Source organism: Phyllobacterium myrsinacearum (assembly GCF_002980555.1).
Lineage (GTDB): Bacteria > Pseudomonadota > Alphaproteobacteria > Rhizobiales > Rhizobiaceae > Phyllobacterium > Phyllobacterium myrsinacearum.
Genome location: NZ_PVBT01000002.1, coordinates 313,329 through 331,087, shown reverse-complemented (window position 1 = coordinate 331,087; position 17,759 = coordinate 313,329). Strand labels below are relative to the sequence as shown.

The 17,759-nt window shown below is 55.4% G+C and carries 15 protein-coding genes; 12 read left to right on the top strand and 3 right to left on the bottom strand.

What is annotated here, in order from left to right; all coding sequences use genetic code 11:
- Positions 1-31 precede the first annotated feature (31 nt).
- Entirely contained in the window at positions 32-1,378 is a 1,347-nt protein-coding gene (locus C5750_RS08470; RefSeq protein ID WP_105733430.1) for a lysine N(6)-hydroxylase/L-ornithine N(5)-oxygenase family protein, read from the top strand.
- Here C5750_RS08470 and C5750_RS08465 read toward each other — a convergent pair.
- Positions 1,375-2,142 (bottom strand): 4'-phosphopantetheinyl transferase family protein, encoded by a 768-nt coding sequence (locus C5750_RS08465; protein WP_158531309.1) that lies wholly within the window; start codon positions 2,140-2,142, stop codon positions 1,375-1,377. The two genes, C5750_RS08470 and C5750_RS08465, sit on opposite strands and share 4 nt — an antisense overlap.
- A gap of 28 nt (positions 2,143-2,170) precedes the next feature.
- Entirely contained in the window at positions 2,171-3,070 is a 900-nt protein-coding gene (locus C5750_RS08460; RefSeq protein WP_105733428.1) for an alpha/beta hydrolase, read from the bottom strand.
- A 441-nt stretch (positions 3,071-3,511) separates the two neighbouring features.
- Between C5750_RS08460 and C5750_RS08455 the strand changes: the two genes are divergently transcribed.
- From C5750_RS08455 to C5750_RS08405, 11 genes are all read left to right on the top strand, one after another.
- Positions 3,512-3,784 (top strand): hypothetical protein, encoded by a 273-nt coding sequence (locus C5750_RS08455; RefSeq protein WP_105733427.1) that lies wholly within the window; start codon positions 3,512-3,514, stop codon positions 3,782-3,784.
- A gap of 459 nt (positions 3,785-4,243) precedes the next feature.
- Positions 4,244-5,266 (top strand): helix-turn-helix transcriptional regulator, encoded by a 1,023-nt coding sequence (locus C5750_RS08450; protein WP_170111933.1) that lies wholly within the window; start codon positions 4,244-4,246, stop codon positions 5,264-5,266.
- A 78-nt stretch (positions 5,267-5,344) separates the two neighbouring features.
- Positions 5,345-6,532 (top strand): polysaccharide biosynthesis/export family protein, encoded by a 1,188-nt coding sequence (locus tag C5750_RS08445; protein ID WP_245421045.1) that lies wholly within the window; start codon positions 5,345-5,347, stop codon positions 6,530-6,532.
- 109 nt (positions 6,533-6,641) lie between these two features.
- Positions 6,642-7,505: an FkbM family methyltransferase gene (locus C5750_RS08440; protein ID WP_105733425.1), complete on the top strand. Its 864-nt coding sequence runs from the start codon at positions 6,642-6,644 to the stop codon at positions 7,503-7,505.
- 54 nt (positions 7,506-7,559) lie between these two features.
- Positions 7,560-8,891 (top strand): glycosyltransferase family 4 protein, encoded by a 1,332-nt coding sequence (locus tag C5750_RS08435; protein WP_245421044.1) that lies wholly within the window; start codon positions 7,560-7,562, stop codon positions 8,889-8,891.
- 9 nt (positions 8,892-8,900) lie between these two features.
- Positions 8,901-10,043 (top strand): hypothetical protein, encoded by a 1,143-nt coding sequence (locus C5750_RS08430; protein ID WP_130502092.1) that lies wholly within the window; start codon positions 8,901-8,903, stop codon positions 10,041-10,043.
- Positions 10,044-10,190: 147 nt separating this feature from the next.
- Positions 10,191-10,895 (top strand): outer membrane protein, encoded by a 705-nt coding sequence (locus C5750_RS08425; protein WP_105733423.1) that lies wholly within the window; start codon positions 10,191-10,193, stop codon positions 10,893-10,895.
- A 60-nt stretch (positions 10,896-10,955) separates the two neighbouring features.
- The gene (locus C5750_RS08420; protein ID WP_105733422.1) at positions 10,956-12,134 is read left to right on the top strand and encodes a Hint domain-containing protein; all 1,179 of its coding nucleotides are present in this window, start codon (positions 10,956-10,958) and stop codon (positions 12,132-12,134) included.
- Between the two features lie 213 nt (positions 12,135-12,347).
- A complete protein-coding gene (locus tag C5750_RS08415; RefSeq protein ID WP_245421043.1) occupies positions 12,348-14,615 on the top strand; it encodes a glycosyltransferase family 4 protein in 2,268 nt (755 codons plus the stop codon).
- Complete coding sequence (locus tag C5750_RS08410) at positions 14,593-15,573, top strand: hypothetical protein (protein ID WP_105733420.1); 981 nt, start codon at positions 14,593-14,595, stop codon at positions 15,571-15,573. The genes C5750_RS08415 and C5750_RS08410 overlap by 23 nt, the downstream gene beginning before the upstream one ends.
- Positions 15,570-16,415, top strand: a complete 846-nt coding sequence (locus C5750_RS08405; RefSeq protein WP_105733419.1) for a tetratricopeptide repeat protein — start codon at positions 15,570-15,572, stop codon at positions 16,413-16,415. Before C5750_RS08410 ends, C5750_RS08405 begins: the two co-directional genes overlap by 4 nt.
- A gap of 23 nt (positions 16,416-16,438) precedes the next feature.
- Here the strand turns inward: C5750_RS08405 and C5750_RS08400 are convergent, their stop codons facing one another.
- A complete protein-coding gene (locus C5750_RS08400; RefSeq protein WP_205317734.1) occupies positions 16,439-17,500 on the bottom strand; it encodes a KpsE/RkpR family capsule polysaccharide export protein in 1,062 nt (353 codons plus the stop codon).
- Positions 17,501-17,759 lie beyond the last annotated feature (259 nt).

Sequence of the window (17,759 nt, the reverse complement as noted above, 5' to 3'; positions counted from 1 at the left end):
TTTGGAATCAAGATCACGGAAAGGAATTCTGATGACTGCCATGTTTGCGAACAATGATCATACGCGCCAGCCGAACGAGACCCTTGATCTGGCGGGTATCGGTGTCGGACCTTCCAACCTGAGCCTTGCGGCGCTGCTCGACAGCGTCGGCGGCCTCAAGGCGCATTTCTACGAGCGCCGGGCAAATTTCGACTGGCATCCCGGCATGATGCTGCCCGACGTCGAATTGCAGTCGTCCTATCTGAAGGATCTGGTCACACCGGTCATGCCGACGAATCCATGGTCGTTCGTGTCCTATCTCGTCGCGCACAAGCGCCTCTATGCGTTTCTCAATGCCCATTATGACGCCGTGCCGCGCCGGGAGTTTGCGCAATATCTCGCCTGGGTTGCCGGACAGCTCGACAATGTCTCATTTGATGCCGCCGTGCGCGAGGTCAAACACGACAAGGACAGGTTCGTGGTGCAGTTCGACAATGGCAGTGTGGCGGCAAAGAACATTGTGCTGGGAACAGGAACCAGCCCCTTTGTCCCGTCATGGGCGACACCGTTCCTCGGCGAGCGCTGCTTCCACAATTCCGAAGCAAAGTTCCGGCTGCCGGAGCTCAATGCCGAGCGGATCGCGGTGATTGGCGGCGGCCAGAGCGGCGGCGAAGTGGTTGAATCCCTGCTCAACTCCAAAGCCAATCTGAAACAGCTCAACTGGTTCAGCCGCCGGCACAATTTCGAACCGATCAACGACACGGCTTTTTCCAATCAGGTGTTCTCGCCGGAATATGTCTATGCCTACCTCAACCTCAACAATGACCAGAAGCTCGAAGCATTGAAGGCTTCGATCCTGACCAGCGACGGGCTTTCGCTGTCGACGATCAATGCGATCTACCGGCGCCTTTACAGCCTGCGCTATCTCGAAGGCCGCAGCATCGAGGCAAAGCTTTCGCCCAATCGCGATGTGATTCAGGTAGAAGCGGACAAGGACGGCTACCGGCTGATCGTGCGCAACCGCTTTGACGGCGGTGTCGAGGTTGCCCACGCCGATGCCATTGTCCTCGCCACGGGTTACCAGTTCAAACTGCCCGAGGCACTCAGCGGATTGCAGGACCGTATCCAGTTCGACCGTCACGGCCGCCCCGCCCTCAATGACGAGTACTGCCTCAACTGGAACGGTCCGAAGCAAAACCGCATCTTTGCCCAGAACGCCGGGCGCTACAGCCATGGCATCGCCGATTCTCAATTAAGTCTGATGGCGTGGCGCAGCGCCCACATCATCAATACGCTCACAGGCCACGAGCACTTTGATCTGGAGCCGCATGACTCGCAGGTCAACTGGCTGTCGAGCGGACATGAGACTCTCGGCCAGTCCATTGCCGTAGATTATTAGAACCGGAAAATCGGATCGGGCAGGCTTTGCTGGCGAAAGACCAGCCCTGCCCGATCCGATTGCGCGGAAACCGCAATCATGTGCCCGCTTGGGGATCGAAACAGGCGGTGGTGCCATCCTGCTCCGTCGCCCGGCAGATCATGCTCTACGCGGATTGCCCGGCTTGCCGGATCAACCCGCACAGTCAGCCGGTGCGGTTCGACAGTCAGCCCATGGCCCGTCGCTTTCAAAAGGCTCTCCTTCAGCGTCCAGAAGGCGAGCAGCAGCGCCTGCCGCTCGGCGCCTTGAAGCATCGAGAGCGTCGCAGATTCAGCGGCCGAACAGATGATCTCCGCCGTTCCAGCCTCCAGCGCGACCGAATGCGCCTCGGCATCCATGCCAACAACGGAACAATCGCGGCTGACTGCGAGCACAGCAAGGCCGCTCGTATTGCTGAGATTGAATGCCAGCGCCGTTTCTCCGGCAAGATACGGCTTGCCGTGGTCGCCGGTAACGACGTTCAAATTCTCCGCTGCTTTTCCCGTATAGAGTGAAAGGACGCTGCGCTGGAGGTGGCGACCGGCCATGAACCCGATGGCATCCCTGTCGAACCTGAAAGACGACGTCCGTTCCTGTTCCGGCACGGTAAGTGCGGATCTGACCTTTCCCCAATCCGTTTGACTTTCGGCATAGGCCCACCACCAGATATCGATCGTTGGCGGCCTCCCGCTGATCCAGGCTGGGCTGGCCTCCGGCAAATCCGCGAGAAGATCGTATGGCAGCATCGGGCCTTCTCCCTCCAACGGGCGGTGTTCACCCGTCCTGGCGCGGCTTTGCAACGGCGAAGGCAGCCTGAATGGCACGATTGACCGCCACCGGCAGCAGAGACATGTGATTTTCACCGGCATGAATCTCGAACTGTGTTCTGACCGGCCGGTCAGGCAGGGCGTTCAACCGGCGCATGAGTTCAATGGAGTGATCGTCATTCAAGGTGATTTTCTTCTGCGCCAACCGCTCCGCCTCATCGGCCGCACCGCGCTGGAATGGTGCCAGCTTGCCGGTTTCATACTCGCCGCAGGAGAGATAAAGCGCAGCTCCCGGCCGGGTTGCATGTGCCGCTTCGAATTGGGGAAGAAAGGCGTTGATTGCGCAATTCTCCCAATAGATCGACGCGCTGGCCGCGATCCATGTGGTGAAGGCCGACGGACGGGTGAAGAGACTGTAGAGAACGAACAGCCCGCCAAAGGAATGGCCGAAGATCGCCTGGCGGCTGGGGTCGATTGGAACATCCGCCTCGATCATCGGCTTGATCTGGTCCTCGATGAACGACAGGAATTCCTCGGCGCCACCGGTCTTCACCTCGGGAGTATTCTCATAGAATGGCGGATAGGCCTGTCCGGGGGGCGGCCCGAGATCCCAGGAACGCCGCAACGGATCATAGGCGCCGTCTGTGGGATAGCCGATGGTGACAATCACGCCATAAGCCACATTGGTGCCGCTGGGGTAACTGGCCTGCGCCCGCATCGCGTCAACGGCCGTACCGATCACCGCATTGCCATCGGTCATATAAAGCACCGGCCATCCATTGCTTGGCGGCTCCCCGCCGGGACGGTAGACGAAAATGCGGTACACGAGGCCATTCCGGTTCGAGACCACGTCGTGAAAGGTGGTGTTGCCAATCATGGCCGGTGATGAATTGGAGAAGGCTGTCATTGGTCCGTATCTTGCGTGGAGAACGGAAAATCCTTCCGTCATTCTGCCAGTCTACAAAGTGTAGACACGGCCACCCTGTTATTAAACATGACTGTATTGGTCAATATTTATTATCCGCGACACCGGAAAGGCCGCGGAAACACGGGCCGATGGCCGTCTCTCACGCACAGATGGGTATGCAGCCGCGGGAAAGCGGAGGATGCATCAAGGAACATAACATCGCCAAATTGATTCGAAAGCATAGGATTTTGGGATATCAGAAAGCTGCGCTAACCATATATCCCATTTCCTATATGACATTTATGGAAACCCCTTGCGGCAATGCAGTTAATTTCCGATGTTTACTCCGATATAGGATTACTCTCTCTTCAAATGTATAACTAAATTACATATTGATTATTCATTTTGCCTTGGAGTGATCAAAGAAGTGAGAAGAAATATATGAGTACACATGAAAAGCTAATCGAATCCATGGCAAAGGCTATCCATGCCCAGAAATATACTGGGAACCAGAACTGGGACAGCATTCCGGACTTTGTCCGTCAGACATACCGGGAATATGCCAAGGCTGCGATTCCCATCGTGTATAATGTCATGCGGGATCCGACCAATGAAATGATTGATGCCGCCAACAGAGCGCGTCCGTCCGTCACGTCACGAACAATTCAGGCAGCTGTCGATGCATCGCCCCTCAATCCGAACGGCAAGCTCTAGGGTCCTCGACCAGTAGAATCGGTGCCGTCGGGCGCCCCTGCCGCTCAAAGGCGCCGATATTTTCATCGTGCAAAATGACCCGACAGAGCACCGGCAGGTGCCGCCATGATGGACTATCCAAGCATTTCATCCATACAAGATGACGCCGCCCGCATCGCGCGCGGTGTCGTATCACGCGTGTAATTTATACACATCGCGACAAACAGATATAATAAACGTCAGTTTCTTCCCGTTTACACTAATATATATATTGAAAAGAATGTTCAAAAATCTCATGCTTTGAACAATTGTTGTGTATTGTATGGGATATGTAAACTTGTATTTAAATTTCAAATTAATCAAAAAAAATGAAAAACTTGTGAATGCGATTTCTTTAGTTGCTATTTCTGCAAAACTTCTCGTAATCTGAATTACCTTGAACGTCTAAAGTTGATCTTCAACTACCTTTTCAGGAGTTGCTTGAGGTATTTGGGTTTTTTGGGGGAGTACATGTATAAAAATCCGATGGAACGTTCTGAATACAGATCTCTTTCGAGCTCGAGCGATGATACGTCCAGTAACGTTGAAAAGATGGACGAGAACTGGCGCTGGTCGAGCTTCCCCGACGAACAGGGTCGTTATGGTTTCAAACGCCAGGTGTGTACATTACAGCAGACATCCATCGTTTACGGCGAAACAAGTGGCCGGCTGGAAGTCGCCTCCAATGGTATCGGAGCGACCTTGAGCTTTGTATTCATGCTCAAGGGTGCGGTTGATCTCATCGATACCAAGAATCGCAAAATACAGAATATTGCCGCGGGAAGCGCCACCAGCGTGTTTGACCGCCCGGGGGTCAAGGCGAAGCTGTACTCCGGCAGCTCCTGGGTGAGCTATCTGGTTCCGGTGCCGACATTGCGCGAGCACTTCGAACGCTTGATGCGCCGCCCGTATTTTCAGGAGCTGGCATTCTCGCCCCTGCATGATTTCCGCACAGGCAGCGCCTCCGCTCTCTATCAGACACTTTGCTACGTGAGTGAGGATATAGCGGCGGCCACCAATTCGGGCCGCGATGTGCTGGCCGGCGTGTATGAGCGGTTGCTGCTTGCCAAGCTGTTCATGACAAAGCCCGACAATGTCAACGCCTTGAGCAACCAGTCCTCCCGGAGAATTTCGCCGCGTTATCTGCAGAGCGCCGAAGCCTTCATGCGCGAAAACATTCACAATTCGATTACGCTGGATGAAATTGCCGCGGCAGCGGGCTGCAGTTCACGCGCGCTGCAACGGATGTTCAAGGAGTATCGCGACACCAGCCCCATGCATATTCTGTGCGAGTACCGATTATCGGCGGCCCATGACGCAATCGTCAGCGGCAGTGCGCGGAATGTCACCGACCTGGCCATGCACCTGCAGTTTTCAAATCCGGGGCGTTTCTCATCCCTGTATCGGAATGCCTATGGAATGAGCCCGTCGGCAATGATGCGATTTCATGAAAAGAGCGCGTAAGACATGCTGAAAAGGCAAGTTGGACTTTCACTGCCAAGCAACATGATGCCGCTCTCTCCCTTACACCGGCATTTTGACGTGAGACGGTCGGCAACGGCCGGTCTGGTTCTCGTCATGCTGTCTGCAGGCATCCTCTCCGGCTGCGCACTTCCCGGCTCAGGCCCTTCGACCAAGCAGATCATTGAACAGCGCAAGACCGAAACCCACACCAATTATGCCATGGTTGATGTCAATGACGCCGTGCTTTCCTATGCGGCAACACGGCCGCGCGAAAGCCTCATCAATCGCTTTGGCGCGGGGCCGCGGACAAGCGATCTGCGTATCGCCGTGGGTGACGTGGTGGGCGTCAATCTGTGGGAAGCGCCTCCCGGCAGCCTGTTCGGCAGCAATATCACCGCAGCAGGCTTTCAACAATCATCCGGCGGCTCAACGGTCATCCCGCCCCAAACGGTCTCGGGCGACCGCACGATTGCCGTTCCCTATGCCGGACGCATTGCCGTTGCAGGGCGGACGCCATCCGAAGTGGAACGCCAGATTGCAGCGGCCCTCGAAGGCAAGGCGGTTCAACCCCAGGCTCTCGTCACCATTCAGCGCAGCACAGCCAACTCCGTCACCGTCACTGGTGAAGTTGCCTCCGGTGCGCGGATTTCATTGACCGGGGCGGGCGAACGCATCCTGGATGCCATCGCTTCGGCGGGCGGCATCCGGGCCGCGGCAAGCGAGAGCATCATCCGGTTGACGCGCAACGGCGTGACCGCGCGCATTCCGTTCGACGTGCTTATCGAAAACCCGGCCGAGAACATACGCCTGAAATCCGGGGACCTCATCACCGTCGTGCGCGAACCACGTACCATTCTCGTGCTGGGTGCGGCGGGGCGCAATGCGGAAATTCCATTTGAAGCATCGCGGATTTCGATGGCCGATGCGCTGGCCAAGGCGGCAGGCCTCAATGACAATCGCGCGGATGCCAATGGCGTCTTCATCCTGCGGTATGAACTGGCTTCCGTTGCCAGACGTTTTCTTCCCGCCGGCAGCCCGCTTCTCAACTCCGGGGAATATATCCCCGTGGTGTACCGCTTCAACATGAAGAACACGAGCACGATGCTGGCGATGCAAAGATTCGAAATGCAGCCGCGTGATGTCATCTACATCGCCAATGCATCCGGCGCCGAATGGCAGAAGGTCATGGCCATCTTCCAGGGCGTGGCATCCCCTGCCCTGTCTGCCACCTCGATTGGCATAAGTGCAGCGGCGGCAACGAAATGAAGCTGACAGGAGTGAGTGATATCTGATCCGTTGATGTGCGGGCACCGGCACAATCGAGACCATTACCGTCCTATTCCCCCTCGGGGAACAGCTGTCATGAGAGTAAACAATGTCATCCCAATCGTTGCTTCACCTGCATGAGATTGCCAGCCTCAAGCGGCCGGATTTGGAGCTGGCGGTTCAACGGCTCGCACGCAACGCCTATCTCGGCGACTACACGGCGGTTGCGCGCATTCTGGGCCGCTACAAATTCTATATCGACACCCGGGACCGCGGTTTTGGATCACACCTTCTCCTGGACGGGTACTGGGAAATCTGGTTGACGCAGTTTTGCGCGCGCAACGTGCGTGCCGGAATGGTCGCTGTCGATGTCGGGGCAAATTTCGGTTATTACTCGGTCCTGCTGGCGGAGCTTGTTGGCGCGTCGGGACATCTGCTTGCGATCGAACCCAATCCCCATGCCATGGATTTTCTCAGGCGCAGCATCGATCTCAATGGATTCTTGCGCCGTACTCGCCTCGAACAAGTCGTGCTCAACGATACGGACGACAAGCTGGCCTCCCTCTACATCCCTCATAATGAGCCCAAGAACGCGTCGGTCGTCGAACCCGGTTTCGTCGCAGACGCTGTCTTGGGATCGCTCATCAATGTTCGCACGGCGACACTCGATCAGCTTTGTCAGTCCTGCGAGCGGGTGGACTTCATAAAAATCGATGCAGAAGGCGCCGAGGAACATATTTTTGATGCCATGCAAGAAACCATAGAACGCCATAAGCCCATGATTGTTATGGAGTTTAACGTGCGCCGGTATCCAAACAGTGCTGAATTCGCTCGCCGGTTGAAGGCGGTTTACGGCACGTTGCGCCACCTCGATTTCAAGGGGCAGACGCATGTTGTGACACTTGAACAGCTCTCTGCAAACGACACTGGCGATGACTGGCTGCTTGTATTGTCTGCCCATGAACCGGCATGATTGCGCGATTTTGGGCTGATTTGCATGTCTGTGCTGCCCTGAAAGGAAGCCGATTTGGCAAGAACCATACTGTATGATGGTCTCAATCTCTCCATGCAAAAGGGCACAGGCGTGGCCACCTATACACGCGGTCTGATTCAAACCGCGCGCCAGCTCGACTACCAGACGGGCATTGTGCATTCGGTTCGCGGAAAGCTTCCCAAAGATCTGGCACTGAGGGAAGTTATCCTTTTCGACGACAATTCAAACAGAAAACTGGCGCCGGTTGCGTTGGCGAAGCGCTGGCTGCGCCGGCAGATTGGCGCCCCGCTGGGGGCGACCCCTACACCCATTCCGCTAACTGGCACGGTCATCGTCAAATCGCTGCAGGGAAACCTGATGGATTCAGAGTTTCTCTATGCGCACAATGATATCTTTGCGTTAGCCCGTCAGCACTTCAAGACTTTCGGGAAAAGCCTGCCGCTTTCGTTCGACAAGGCTCCAGATCTCCTTCACTGCACATACCCGCTGCCGCTCAAAGCGCGCAAAAGCCTGAACATCTGCACCATTCATGATTTGGTTCCATTGCGCCTGCCCTACCTGACCGAGGACAATAAGCGATACCACTACAAGCTGCTGCGTCATCTGACCAAATCGGCCGATCACATCGTCACCGTATCCGAGACCTCCAAGCAGGACATCATTCGCATTCTCGGGGTAGACGAGAAACGCATCACCAATACGTATCAGGCCGTGCACGTCCCTCTGGATTTACGTGAAAAGCCGGAGAGCGTAGCGGCCGATGAAATTGCCGGCATCTTCAATCTCGACTGGAAGAAATACTTTTTGTTCTTTGGCGCCTTTGAACCGAAGAAAAACCTGTCCAGACTGGTTGAGGCCTATCTGTCAGCCAAGGTGGATTTTCCCCTGATCATCGTCGGCGCGCCAGGCTGGAAAGGCGACCAGACACAGCTCCTCATCGACGACGAGCGATTTCGCTTCTACACACAAGTCGAAAACCGGGTTGTTCCTGGCCGCCGCATCCATCGCTTCGACTTCGTTTCCTATTCTCTTCTCATCAGTCTTGTGCGTGGTGCCCGCGCGGTGCTCTTCCCATCCCTCTACGAAGGCTTTGGTCTCCCGGTCCTTGAATCCATGCAGCTCGGTACACCGGTTCTGACATCGACCGAAGGATCCGTTCCAGAAATTGCCGGCGATGCTGCCCTGTTGATCGATCCCTATGATACCGATTCCCTGCGCAATGCGGTCAAGGCGCTTGCCCGCGATGACGATCTCTGCAACCATCTAGCCGATCTCGGACCGAAACAGGCTGAACTTTTCTCGCCTGAACGTTATCATCAGGCTGTCAGTTCGCTGTACGACAACGTCTTCAACGGCGGGAGGTAAACAGGCCAGATGACCCTTCAGATTGTTTTGGGGATACCAGGTCTGATGTCGACCTGGGGAATCCATGCCCTGAAAGTCATAGCTGACGAAGCATTCGATGATTACAATTACGCGTCCGTGGAAACATTGGACGACATGCGCAATGCCTGGACAGGCCGGAGCAGCCAGAACGTCATTCTGTCTTCACTCTATCCCGATGCGGATTTGTGCGCGTTTCTATGCCGGTCCAAGACTCCCTACATGATCTTTAGCGAGAGCGCTCTGGATTCCATTACGCACCTCATCCATCAGTTTGCGAAGGAGGATATAGCGCTGGTTCGCTCTCTTTCGGCCAGCATTGCCTGCATTTCGCAAATGCACCCGCATCCCTTTCTCGTCCATTTGGACCGCTCAAAAATCGGTGATGTGCGCATCCACCGCGTCATCGCTCAAATGTGCCGGCAGCTTGGTGTCTCGCTGACACCCGCCGGCATGATCCGGTGCCTGGAACAATTGGGCATGGACAGCACCGGTTCAACCACGCAAACCGGGCATATTCCGACCCTTGAGGAGTCTGCCGCCAAGATCAGCCCGCCCTGTGAGGATCAGCCGGATAAGCTAGAGGGGCTGTTGACGATTGCACGGCACGCGATTGAACCATTTGATGGTAAAATACTTAAGGGACAGGTCTCCTCTCTCACCTGGCCACAGGAAAGCTTCCTGCTTGCCGACAAGGGAGGCGAGACGGCCATTGGCGCAATCGAACTTGTCGGAAAGGCCCGTTGCCTTGTCTATGGCCCCTATTTTCATCTTCCGGCCGGCCGATGGAACGCCAGATTTTTCCTGGATATCGATGAGAATATCTACGGACAGATTTTTACGATCGAAGTCTTCAGCGAAGACATACTGGGTAAAATCCGCATCCTGCCATCGGGAACAGGGTCGTTTGCAGCCGAAACGACCTTCCGGATAGAACGGCCAAAAGCGCCAATTGAAATCCGCCTCTTTACAGAAACAGGTTCCATCGAAGGCGCAATCGCGCACTGGCATGTCGAGTTGCGGCCAATTGATAACGAAATCATTGCTCCGGATGACAGCCAATTCGAGTCGGGTTCGGAACCCGATCGGGATGCGCCCGCAATGGAACAGGAATTCGTTAACCATCAGAACTGACGCGCTATTTGCCAATGCAATACAGAACGCGACAAACATAGACATACAGCGACTATATTTAGATAAATCAATGTAATTAAAGTATATATCGTAATTATAATCTATGGCAATCTTCACCTCGAAGTTGGTCTCTTGAAGGTGAAAGTTATGCAGAAATTTGGTCCTATCGGTCTATTCTTTGCAGCCGCAGTTTTATCGGGCAATGCTTATGCCGCCGATGCCGTCACTGATACAGCTCCCCCGGAAGCAGTATTCACGGCACCGGCTTTTACCTGGACGGGTTTCTATGCCGGTGTGAACGCTGGCTATGCATTTTCTGGAAATGATCGCGTTGGATTCCGTGAGCGCGGAAACTTCCTCGGCAGCATCGGCACCCTGGAAGATAACGGCTTTCTCGGCGGCGCGCAGGTCGGCTACAACTATCAGATCAACAATTTCGTTCTCGGCCTGGAAGCGGATTTCCAGGGCGGCGACATCAGCGACAGTATTTCCGGTCCGCTAGGCAATCTGAACTTCAATGCCCATTCAAAGATTGACTGGTTCGGCACCGTTCGTCCGCGGCTTGGCTATGCATTTGACCGCACGATGATTTACGGAACGGGCGGCCTGGCCTACGGCAACGTGAAATACTCGATTTCCGACAATGTCGGCAACGCCGCCAGCGAGAGCAAGACACGGGCAGGCTGGGTCGCAGGTGCCGGTATCGAACATGCCTTTACAGACCACCTGACAGCCAAACTCGAATACCAGTACATCAATCTCGGCACGCACACGGTCGGGAATGATTTTATTTCGACAGACGCAACGTCTGACTTCCACAGCGTGCGCGTCGGTCTGAACTACAAGTTCTGATCCGCCCGCTCTGGGAATACAAGAAACGAACACTCAGCTCTTAATAGAGAGGGATTTGTCATGGCTCTCGTACATCTTGATCTCATAAACAATTCTACAACGACTATCGATAGTAGCTGGAATTCCAGTAATACTCTTGAACTTGGACTTGTATCGAGCGGAACGCTGATCGTTAACGGCGCAACGGTAAATCTTACAAGCCTTGTTGGCGGTGGTGTTGTTACCAACACGACAATTCAGTTGGAGAATGGCGCAAACGTCACCGTAAACCCGGCCCTTGCTGGCGTATCTGCGGGGTCTACATTTCATTACTTGATTGGCGCTGGAACCACGCTCACATTGCAATCCGGCCTCATCAGCGTAGATCTTATTCAGAATACGACCGTTGATTTTCTCGGTTCAGGAGGGACAGGGCACTTCGTCTTCACACCACCGGTACTCGGACTTTCCCTCAGCGCCGCGCCGAATATTATCAATGCCAATGCTGGAGATCAGGTAACTGTAACGGGCTCATCCAGCGTTACCCAAAACGGCAATGTCATCACTTTCCACGGTGGACTGGGTGGCTTGGTTACACTTGCCCAATATACTATTCCTGCTGGAGCGCAGTACACGTACAGCGATGCTTCAGATACGCTGACCTTTACACTCCCTTGCTTCGTGCGAGGCACGCGTGTGGCTACTCCTGAGGGGGAAGTTCCCGTCGAGTATTTGAACGTTGGCGATAAGATCCTCAGCTTCAACAATGGCGCTACAGAAGTAAAATGGATAGGAAAGCGGATAGTCGATCCGAAACTGATGGATAAGCCACGCGATGAACTCCCGGTGCATATCCACGCTGGCGCCATCGCTGACAACGTCCCGCATCGAGACCTCTTCGTTTCACCGGATCATTGCATGTTCATCAACGGCTCGCTCATTCCTGCGAAACTGTTGATAAATGGAACGACGATTACCCAGGAAATTGTTCTTGATCCGATTGAATACTTCCATATTGAGCTTGAAGAACACGATGTCATTTGGGCCGAAGGTGCCCAAGCGGAGACGTATTTGGATCTTGGAAATAGAAAAGCATTTCTCGAACCAGGTATCCTGCAATTCACGTCGATAAAGGCCAAGGAAGTAAAATCCAACTTCCCTCTTGCTTACTGGGGCCCTGCCGTCGACATGGCACGCGCACTCATCGCTGAACGCGAAACAGCCCTTGGTTACATCACAGACGAAGCAAAAGCGTCTTGATATCAATACAAAAGTACAGATCGCAGCGACATATGTTGCTGCGATCTGTCATTTTAACCAAAACCAATAATAATCTTCTGACAACGAGTAATATACTCCATTTACAAACTCTATTTTTCAGTATGAAATAAATTTCAGATATACCCTGGAGAGCAGTGAATGCGCAGTGAACTATTTGCTTCACCTTACTCGCTCGATGAAAATATAAACGATATGAGAGGTTTGCTTGGCAAGTTTGCGGGCAAGCGCATTTTTTTTGATGGCGTGTTCAAAGGCGACTACAGCCTGGCCATCGTCAACCGCTGCCTGGCGCAAGCACTGATTGCAACCGGCGTTGAAGTCGCCTGCTATACGCCGGAATCCGACTGGCAAACCGATACCCGTCTGGATGCCATGCCGGAGGTCAAGCGCCGGCTGCTCGCCCATTATCCGGCCGGCGAAACATTCGATATCCATCTGCGCAATACCTGGCCGCCGGCGACCCATGACATGGTCGGGCGGTTCAACGCCTATGTCAATTTTGCCTGGGAGGAACTGGAAGTTCCGCAATATCTCGTCTCGCGTTTCAACCGTGATCTCGACCTGCTGATGGTCACGTCCAACTTTGTCAAACAGGCCTTCATCCAATCCGGCTTGACCATTCCGGTCGAAGTTGTCGGAAACGGGACGGACCACATCCAGGCCCATGCGGGACTTGCCGCGGAATCGCCGCTGCCGCCCAATGGCAAGGCGCGGATTCTGCACGTGTCATCCTGTTTCCCGCGCAAGGGCGTCGACGCGCTTATCGAGGCTTACGCCGGGACATTCAAGCAGGATGAGCCCGTCGAGCTCGTCATCAAAACCTTTCCCAACCCGGACAATATCCTCAAATCCGTCATGGCCCGCTTCGACGAGCAGTTGAAACAGGCGCCACCCGTCATTCTGATCGAAGACTATTGCGATCCCGAGCAGCTGCTTGCGCTGTACCGGACCGCGTCGCTTGTCGTAGCGCCAAGCAGAGGCGAAGGATTCGGCCTGCCGCTGGCGGAGGCGATGCGGCTGGGCATCCCCGTCGTCACTACCGGCTATAGCGGCCAGGTGGATTTCTGCACCCCTTCCACCGCATGGCTGGTCGACTATCATATGGCGCCGTCACTGGCCCATGTATCGGGTTCATTGAGCTTGTGGGCCGAGCCTTCAACCGTGCATCTCGGCGCCCAGATGCGCGCAGCGCTCAATAATGAGGAGGAGGCACGCATGCGCAGCAAAAATGCGCAAAGATTTCTGGATGAGCACACCGGATGGAACTCGGTGGCTGCCAGGGTTCTTGCCGCAATCGCCAAACCGGTGAAGCTGATCGTCTCCCCCAAGCGGCCATGGACCGTCGACCTCGTCTCATCATGGCAACAGCAATGTGGCCTTGCCACCTATTCCGGACACCTCTTTTCCACCCCCGCACTGTCCGGCCGCTTCTCGCATATTTATGCACGCCGCATTCTCGACGATGCCCTGCCGGATAGCGCAGCCGCCAAGACGGCTGAAACCGCCGATATCACGTCGCGGCCATGGGGTTATGATCTCGCCTCGCTCATGCGGTTTATCGCGGAAATCGAAGAGGCGAAGGGTGACGTCCTGTGGATGCAGCATCATCCCGGCCACTTCTCGACCCCGGACATGGAACTGCTGCTGAAAACCCTGCTGCAGACCGGTCACAAACTGCGCGTCATAACCATGCACAGCGTGAAGGAAACGCTTCGCGGCGGCAATCTCGACTGGACGAAGAGTTTCGACGTCGTGTTTGTTCATTCCGCCGAGGATGCTGGCCTTCTGGCCAAGGCGGGACACCCCAACGCCGTTGTTGTTCCCCACGGGGTGCGTGAGGCTGGCGACGGAGAGTTGCAACCGGACCCATCTGCATTCACCGTCGGCTCGTTTGGCTTTTTAATGCCGCACAAGAACATCGATGTCCTGGTCCAGGGATTTGCAAAAGCGCGTCTTTTCGAACCGCGATTGCGCCTCAAACTGCTCAATTGCATGGTTCCGAACGATGAATCCCGGGCATCCAGGGTGCTGATCGAGAATCTCCTGACCCACTTTGGCTTGCATGACGTTGCAACAGTCCGCTTTGATTTCATCGACGAGAATGAGCTGAGCGATGAGCTGGCTCAATGCAACCTGCTGGCTTTCCTCTACGGCGCTTCAACCGAGACGGCGACGGGCGCTGCCCGGATCGCCATGACGGCGGATCGCCCTCTCCTGTGCTCCCGTTCATCCGTGTTGCGGGACATGTGGCCCATCAGCCACGTCGTGCGCTCGGTGGATGTGGATTGCGTTGCCGAAGCCCTGGTCAGTCTCGCCCAGAACCCGGACCTTCTGGGTCTGCGCGATGCCGACCGCCGGCAGGCGACGGAATGGAATTCCTATCCGCGCGTGGCTGCGCGGCACGTTGTGATTATCGAACAGATGTTGGGACGCAAACATGACAATCGCCGAGCTGCATAAGATACCGCTGCAAGCCTTGCCCAAGGACGTCTTTTCTTTGCCGGCGGACGCATTCGTCGACGCCTGGGCGGCTGCGTTCAACCTGGCAGAAACGGATTTGAGCGCCGATGAACGGCATGATCTGGCTCAGGCCATTCGCAATGGAACCAACAGGATGAAAGTCATCGATGCACTTCGGTCAGCTGCCCCCGAGACCACTGGGAAGATTGGCGACTTCTCGGCACAGGTCATACGCCGGCCCGCCGATCAGTTCGCCCTGATTGAAAGTTTTGCCCGTTTCGCACCCGACAGCGACGTGGCATTTCTGCGCTACAGCTTTTCCAAGATTCTCGGGCGCGAGCCGAGCGACAAGGAACGGCTTGCATTCGAATTCGACCTTCGGCGCGGCACGACGACGCGCGAAGAGGTCATCAAGATGATCGTGGGAATCGCCCGCCGCGACGGCCGGGTTTCACTTTGGGATACCCTTGCGGAAACCGGCGAGGCACAAGCGATGCAGGACGACAGCAGTGCCGCGCGAACCATGCCTGCGGGCCTTTCCTATGATCTGAATGGGCAGGAAACCCTGATTTTCGTGCGCGAAGTTCCGGGATCCGGCTGGATGATCGGGCCTGATCTGTTGCGCCAGCCGGTCAACGTTGTCGACAATGGATGGAAGGTCAGCTCCGGCTGGCTGCTCGTCGGGCCAAAACGCGGCTTTCAAGCGGGACCATGGCGTATTCAGATCGATCTGGTTCAGGAATTGAACGCCAAGCTGGCCATACAGCTGGTTGCCAATTCCGGCCTGGATATTCTCCAGGAAGTCACCATAGCAGGATCGTTCACCGGCAACCTTTCAACCGAAATCCGCGCCGAACACCGCTTTGTTGAGCTGCGTGTAAAAGTTATCGACACCGGGAGCGAGACGTCCTGGGTGCGGCTGCGTGATATATCGATGGTTCGTGAGGTACAATCATGATCCGCCTGCCATTCTCCGGGCAAGCAGCCAGGCGCCAACCCAAACTGGCAGACAACGGCACGGCAGCCGAGATGCCGCAGACCGCCGTGGCGCAGGCTGACGCCGCCCGCAATCGGGGTGACTGGCAAAATGCAGCGACGTTCTACCGGCGCGCCGTTGCCGACAGCCCGGCACGCACGGATCTGCTTGTGCAGCTTGGCCACGCCGAAAAGGAGCTTGGAAACTACGACCGCGCAGAAACGGCTTACCGCAAATATCAGGGCCTGCATCCGCGCAATGTGGATATTCACGTTCAGCTCGGCCATCTTTTCAACCGCAAGGGCGACATGAAGGCTGCGTTCACCTGGTATGAAAAAGCCCTTCAGCTCGCCCCCGATGACAGGGAAATCGTCCGCCACGTCAATATTGCGCGCAACGGCTCCAGCCGCCCCGGTCTCGACCAGAGCCGCCGTGATGCCATGCGGCTCGTGGAGGAAAACAAATGGTCACAGGCCCGCGCCGCCCTGCGTGAACTGGTCGTCGGCAACGGCCAGATCGACATGATTGCCGTTTATGCCAATGTCACGAAGGAAGACGGAGACTTTGACGAGGCGCTGACGCTTTATGGCCAGTACCGCGACTATGCCAGTTCCTTCAACCCCGACAGTCTGGAAGATGTGGAGATTCAGCTCGGGCATCTGCACAAGATTGCCGGCGATTACCGGACAGCCCTCGCGCACTACATCAAGGCCCGCAACCATCAGTTCAAACGTGCCGGTTACGTTGATCCATCATCGTCGCATGAGCACGAAATTCAAGCCTGCATCAGCGAGATATACACCTGCTTTTCGGCAGGCGCATGATTGGGCACTAAGCTCGAAACACCCTAGTTGCTGTGATCGCGGATTGCGGTGAGCAGCAGCCAGGCGAGCAGATAGCCGATAGACGTGACAAGCAGAACGATCGTGATGTTCCGTATTGCTGTCGGCAGTTCCGCCTTGTCAGGACGATTGGCAGGCACGACAACCTCCAGATAGAGCTGCTGGCGCCTAGCATCGGCTCTTGCGGTCTTGAGTGAATCAAGCGCGGAGAGAAGTGCCTTGTTGGAAAACTCCCGCTGCAGGATCAGCCCCTCATAATCCGCGATCCTGGGAGCGATGGAGCCGTCTGTTCCCGCAACTTTTTGCTGTTCGAGTTTCAGCTGTTCTTCCAAGGCGCTGATGCGGCTGGTGATGAACGGTATGGAGCTGGAATCCGGCGCCGTTTCCCGCGTCTCGGCAAGACTGGCGCGCGAAGCGGCCAGCTCGGCGCTCAGCCGGCTCATCAATTCAACCAGGGATACGGAATTCTGCCCCGGATCGATCATCAATTCCTTGTTGCGGAACAGCGTGATCGCCTTCTGCGCATCGATCATGCGGCGCTCGGCATTTTCCACTTCCGTGGCGGCGAAGCGAATGGCATCACCGCGAGCCCGCTCGTTCATTTTCGAGAGCCGTTCGCTGCCCAGCTCAATCAGCTTCTGGTTCATCTCATACGCATCTTCCGGCCGGAATGCCGATGTCTTGAGAACGGTGATGCCGGTTGTGTCGTTGTGAATAACCTGCACGCGCTGCGAGAAATACCGGTAGAGTTCCTCGAACAATCCCGTTTGCCAGGGCGCTGGAAAACGCGCGAGCACATCCGCTTCCGGACGATCGAAATAGGTGCGGATGGGCAGGTCATCGCTCATCCGCTGCAGGGCGTCGCGGGACCGTATGTACTCCTGCGCGGAAAATGTGTCGTCCTGCGATCGCGTGATCCCGCTGTTCTGCAGCAGATTGCCAAAACTCGACGATGAGGGCGGTGCTGAAACGCGCACGACAAAGGATGATTGTGAAACATAAATCGGCGCCGCGATGAGTGCGTAGTAGATGCTGACCAATAGAACAGGAAGCACAATGACGGCCAAGGGCAATCGAATTTGCCATAACTTGGCAAATATGCGCCGGTTTTTACTTCTTGATGCCGGAACGAAAGAACTGGGTGCCAGACTATTTATGATTTTAATCCTTTGCAGCAATGGAGCAAAATCTTACAGAACCCCATTTCATTCAAAATGAAACAAAAAGAGTATATGTCTAAAACATATGACTTGTGAAGTATTTAGATCGACCTTGCGTCATCGGAAAGAACGTATATTGTTTATTTTGACGCTCAGTAGATATAAT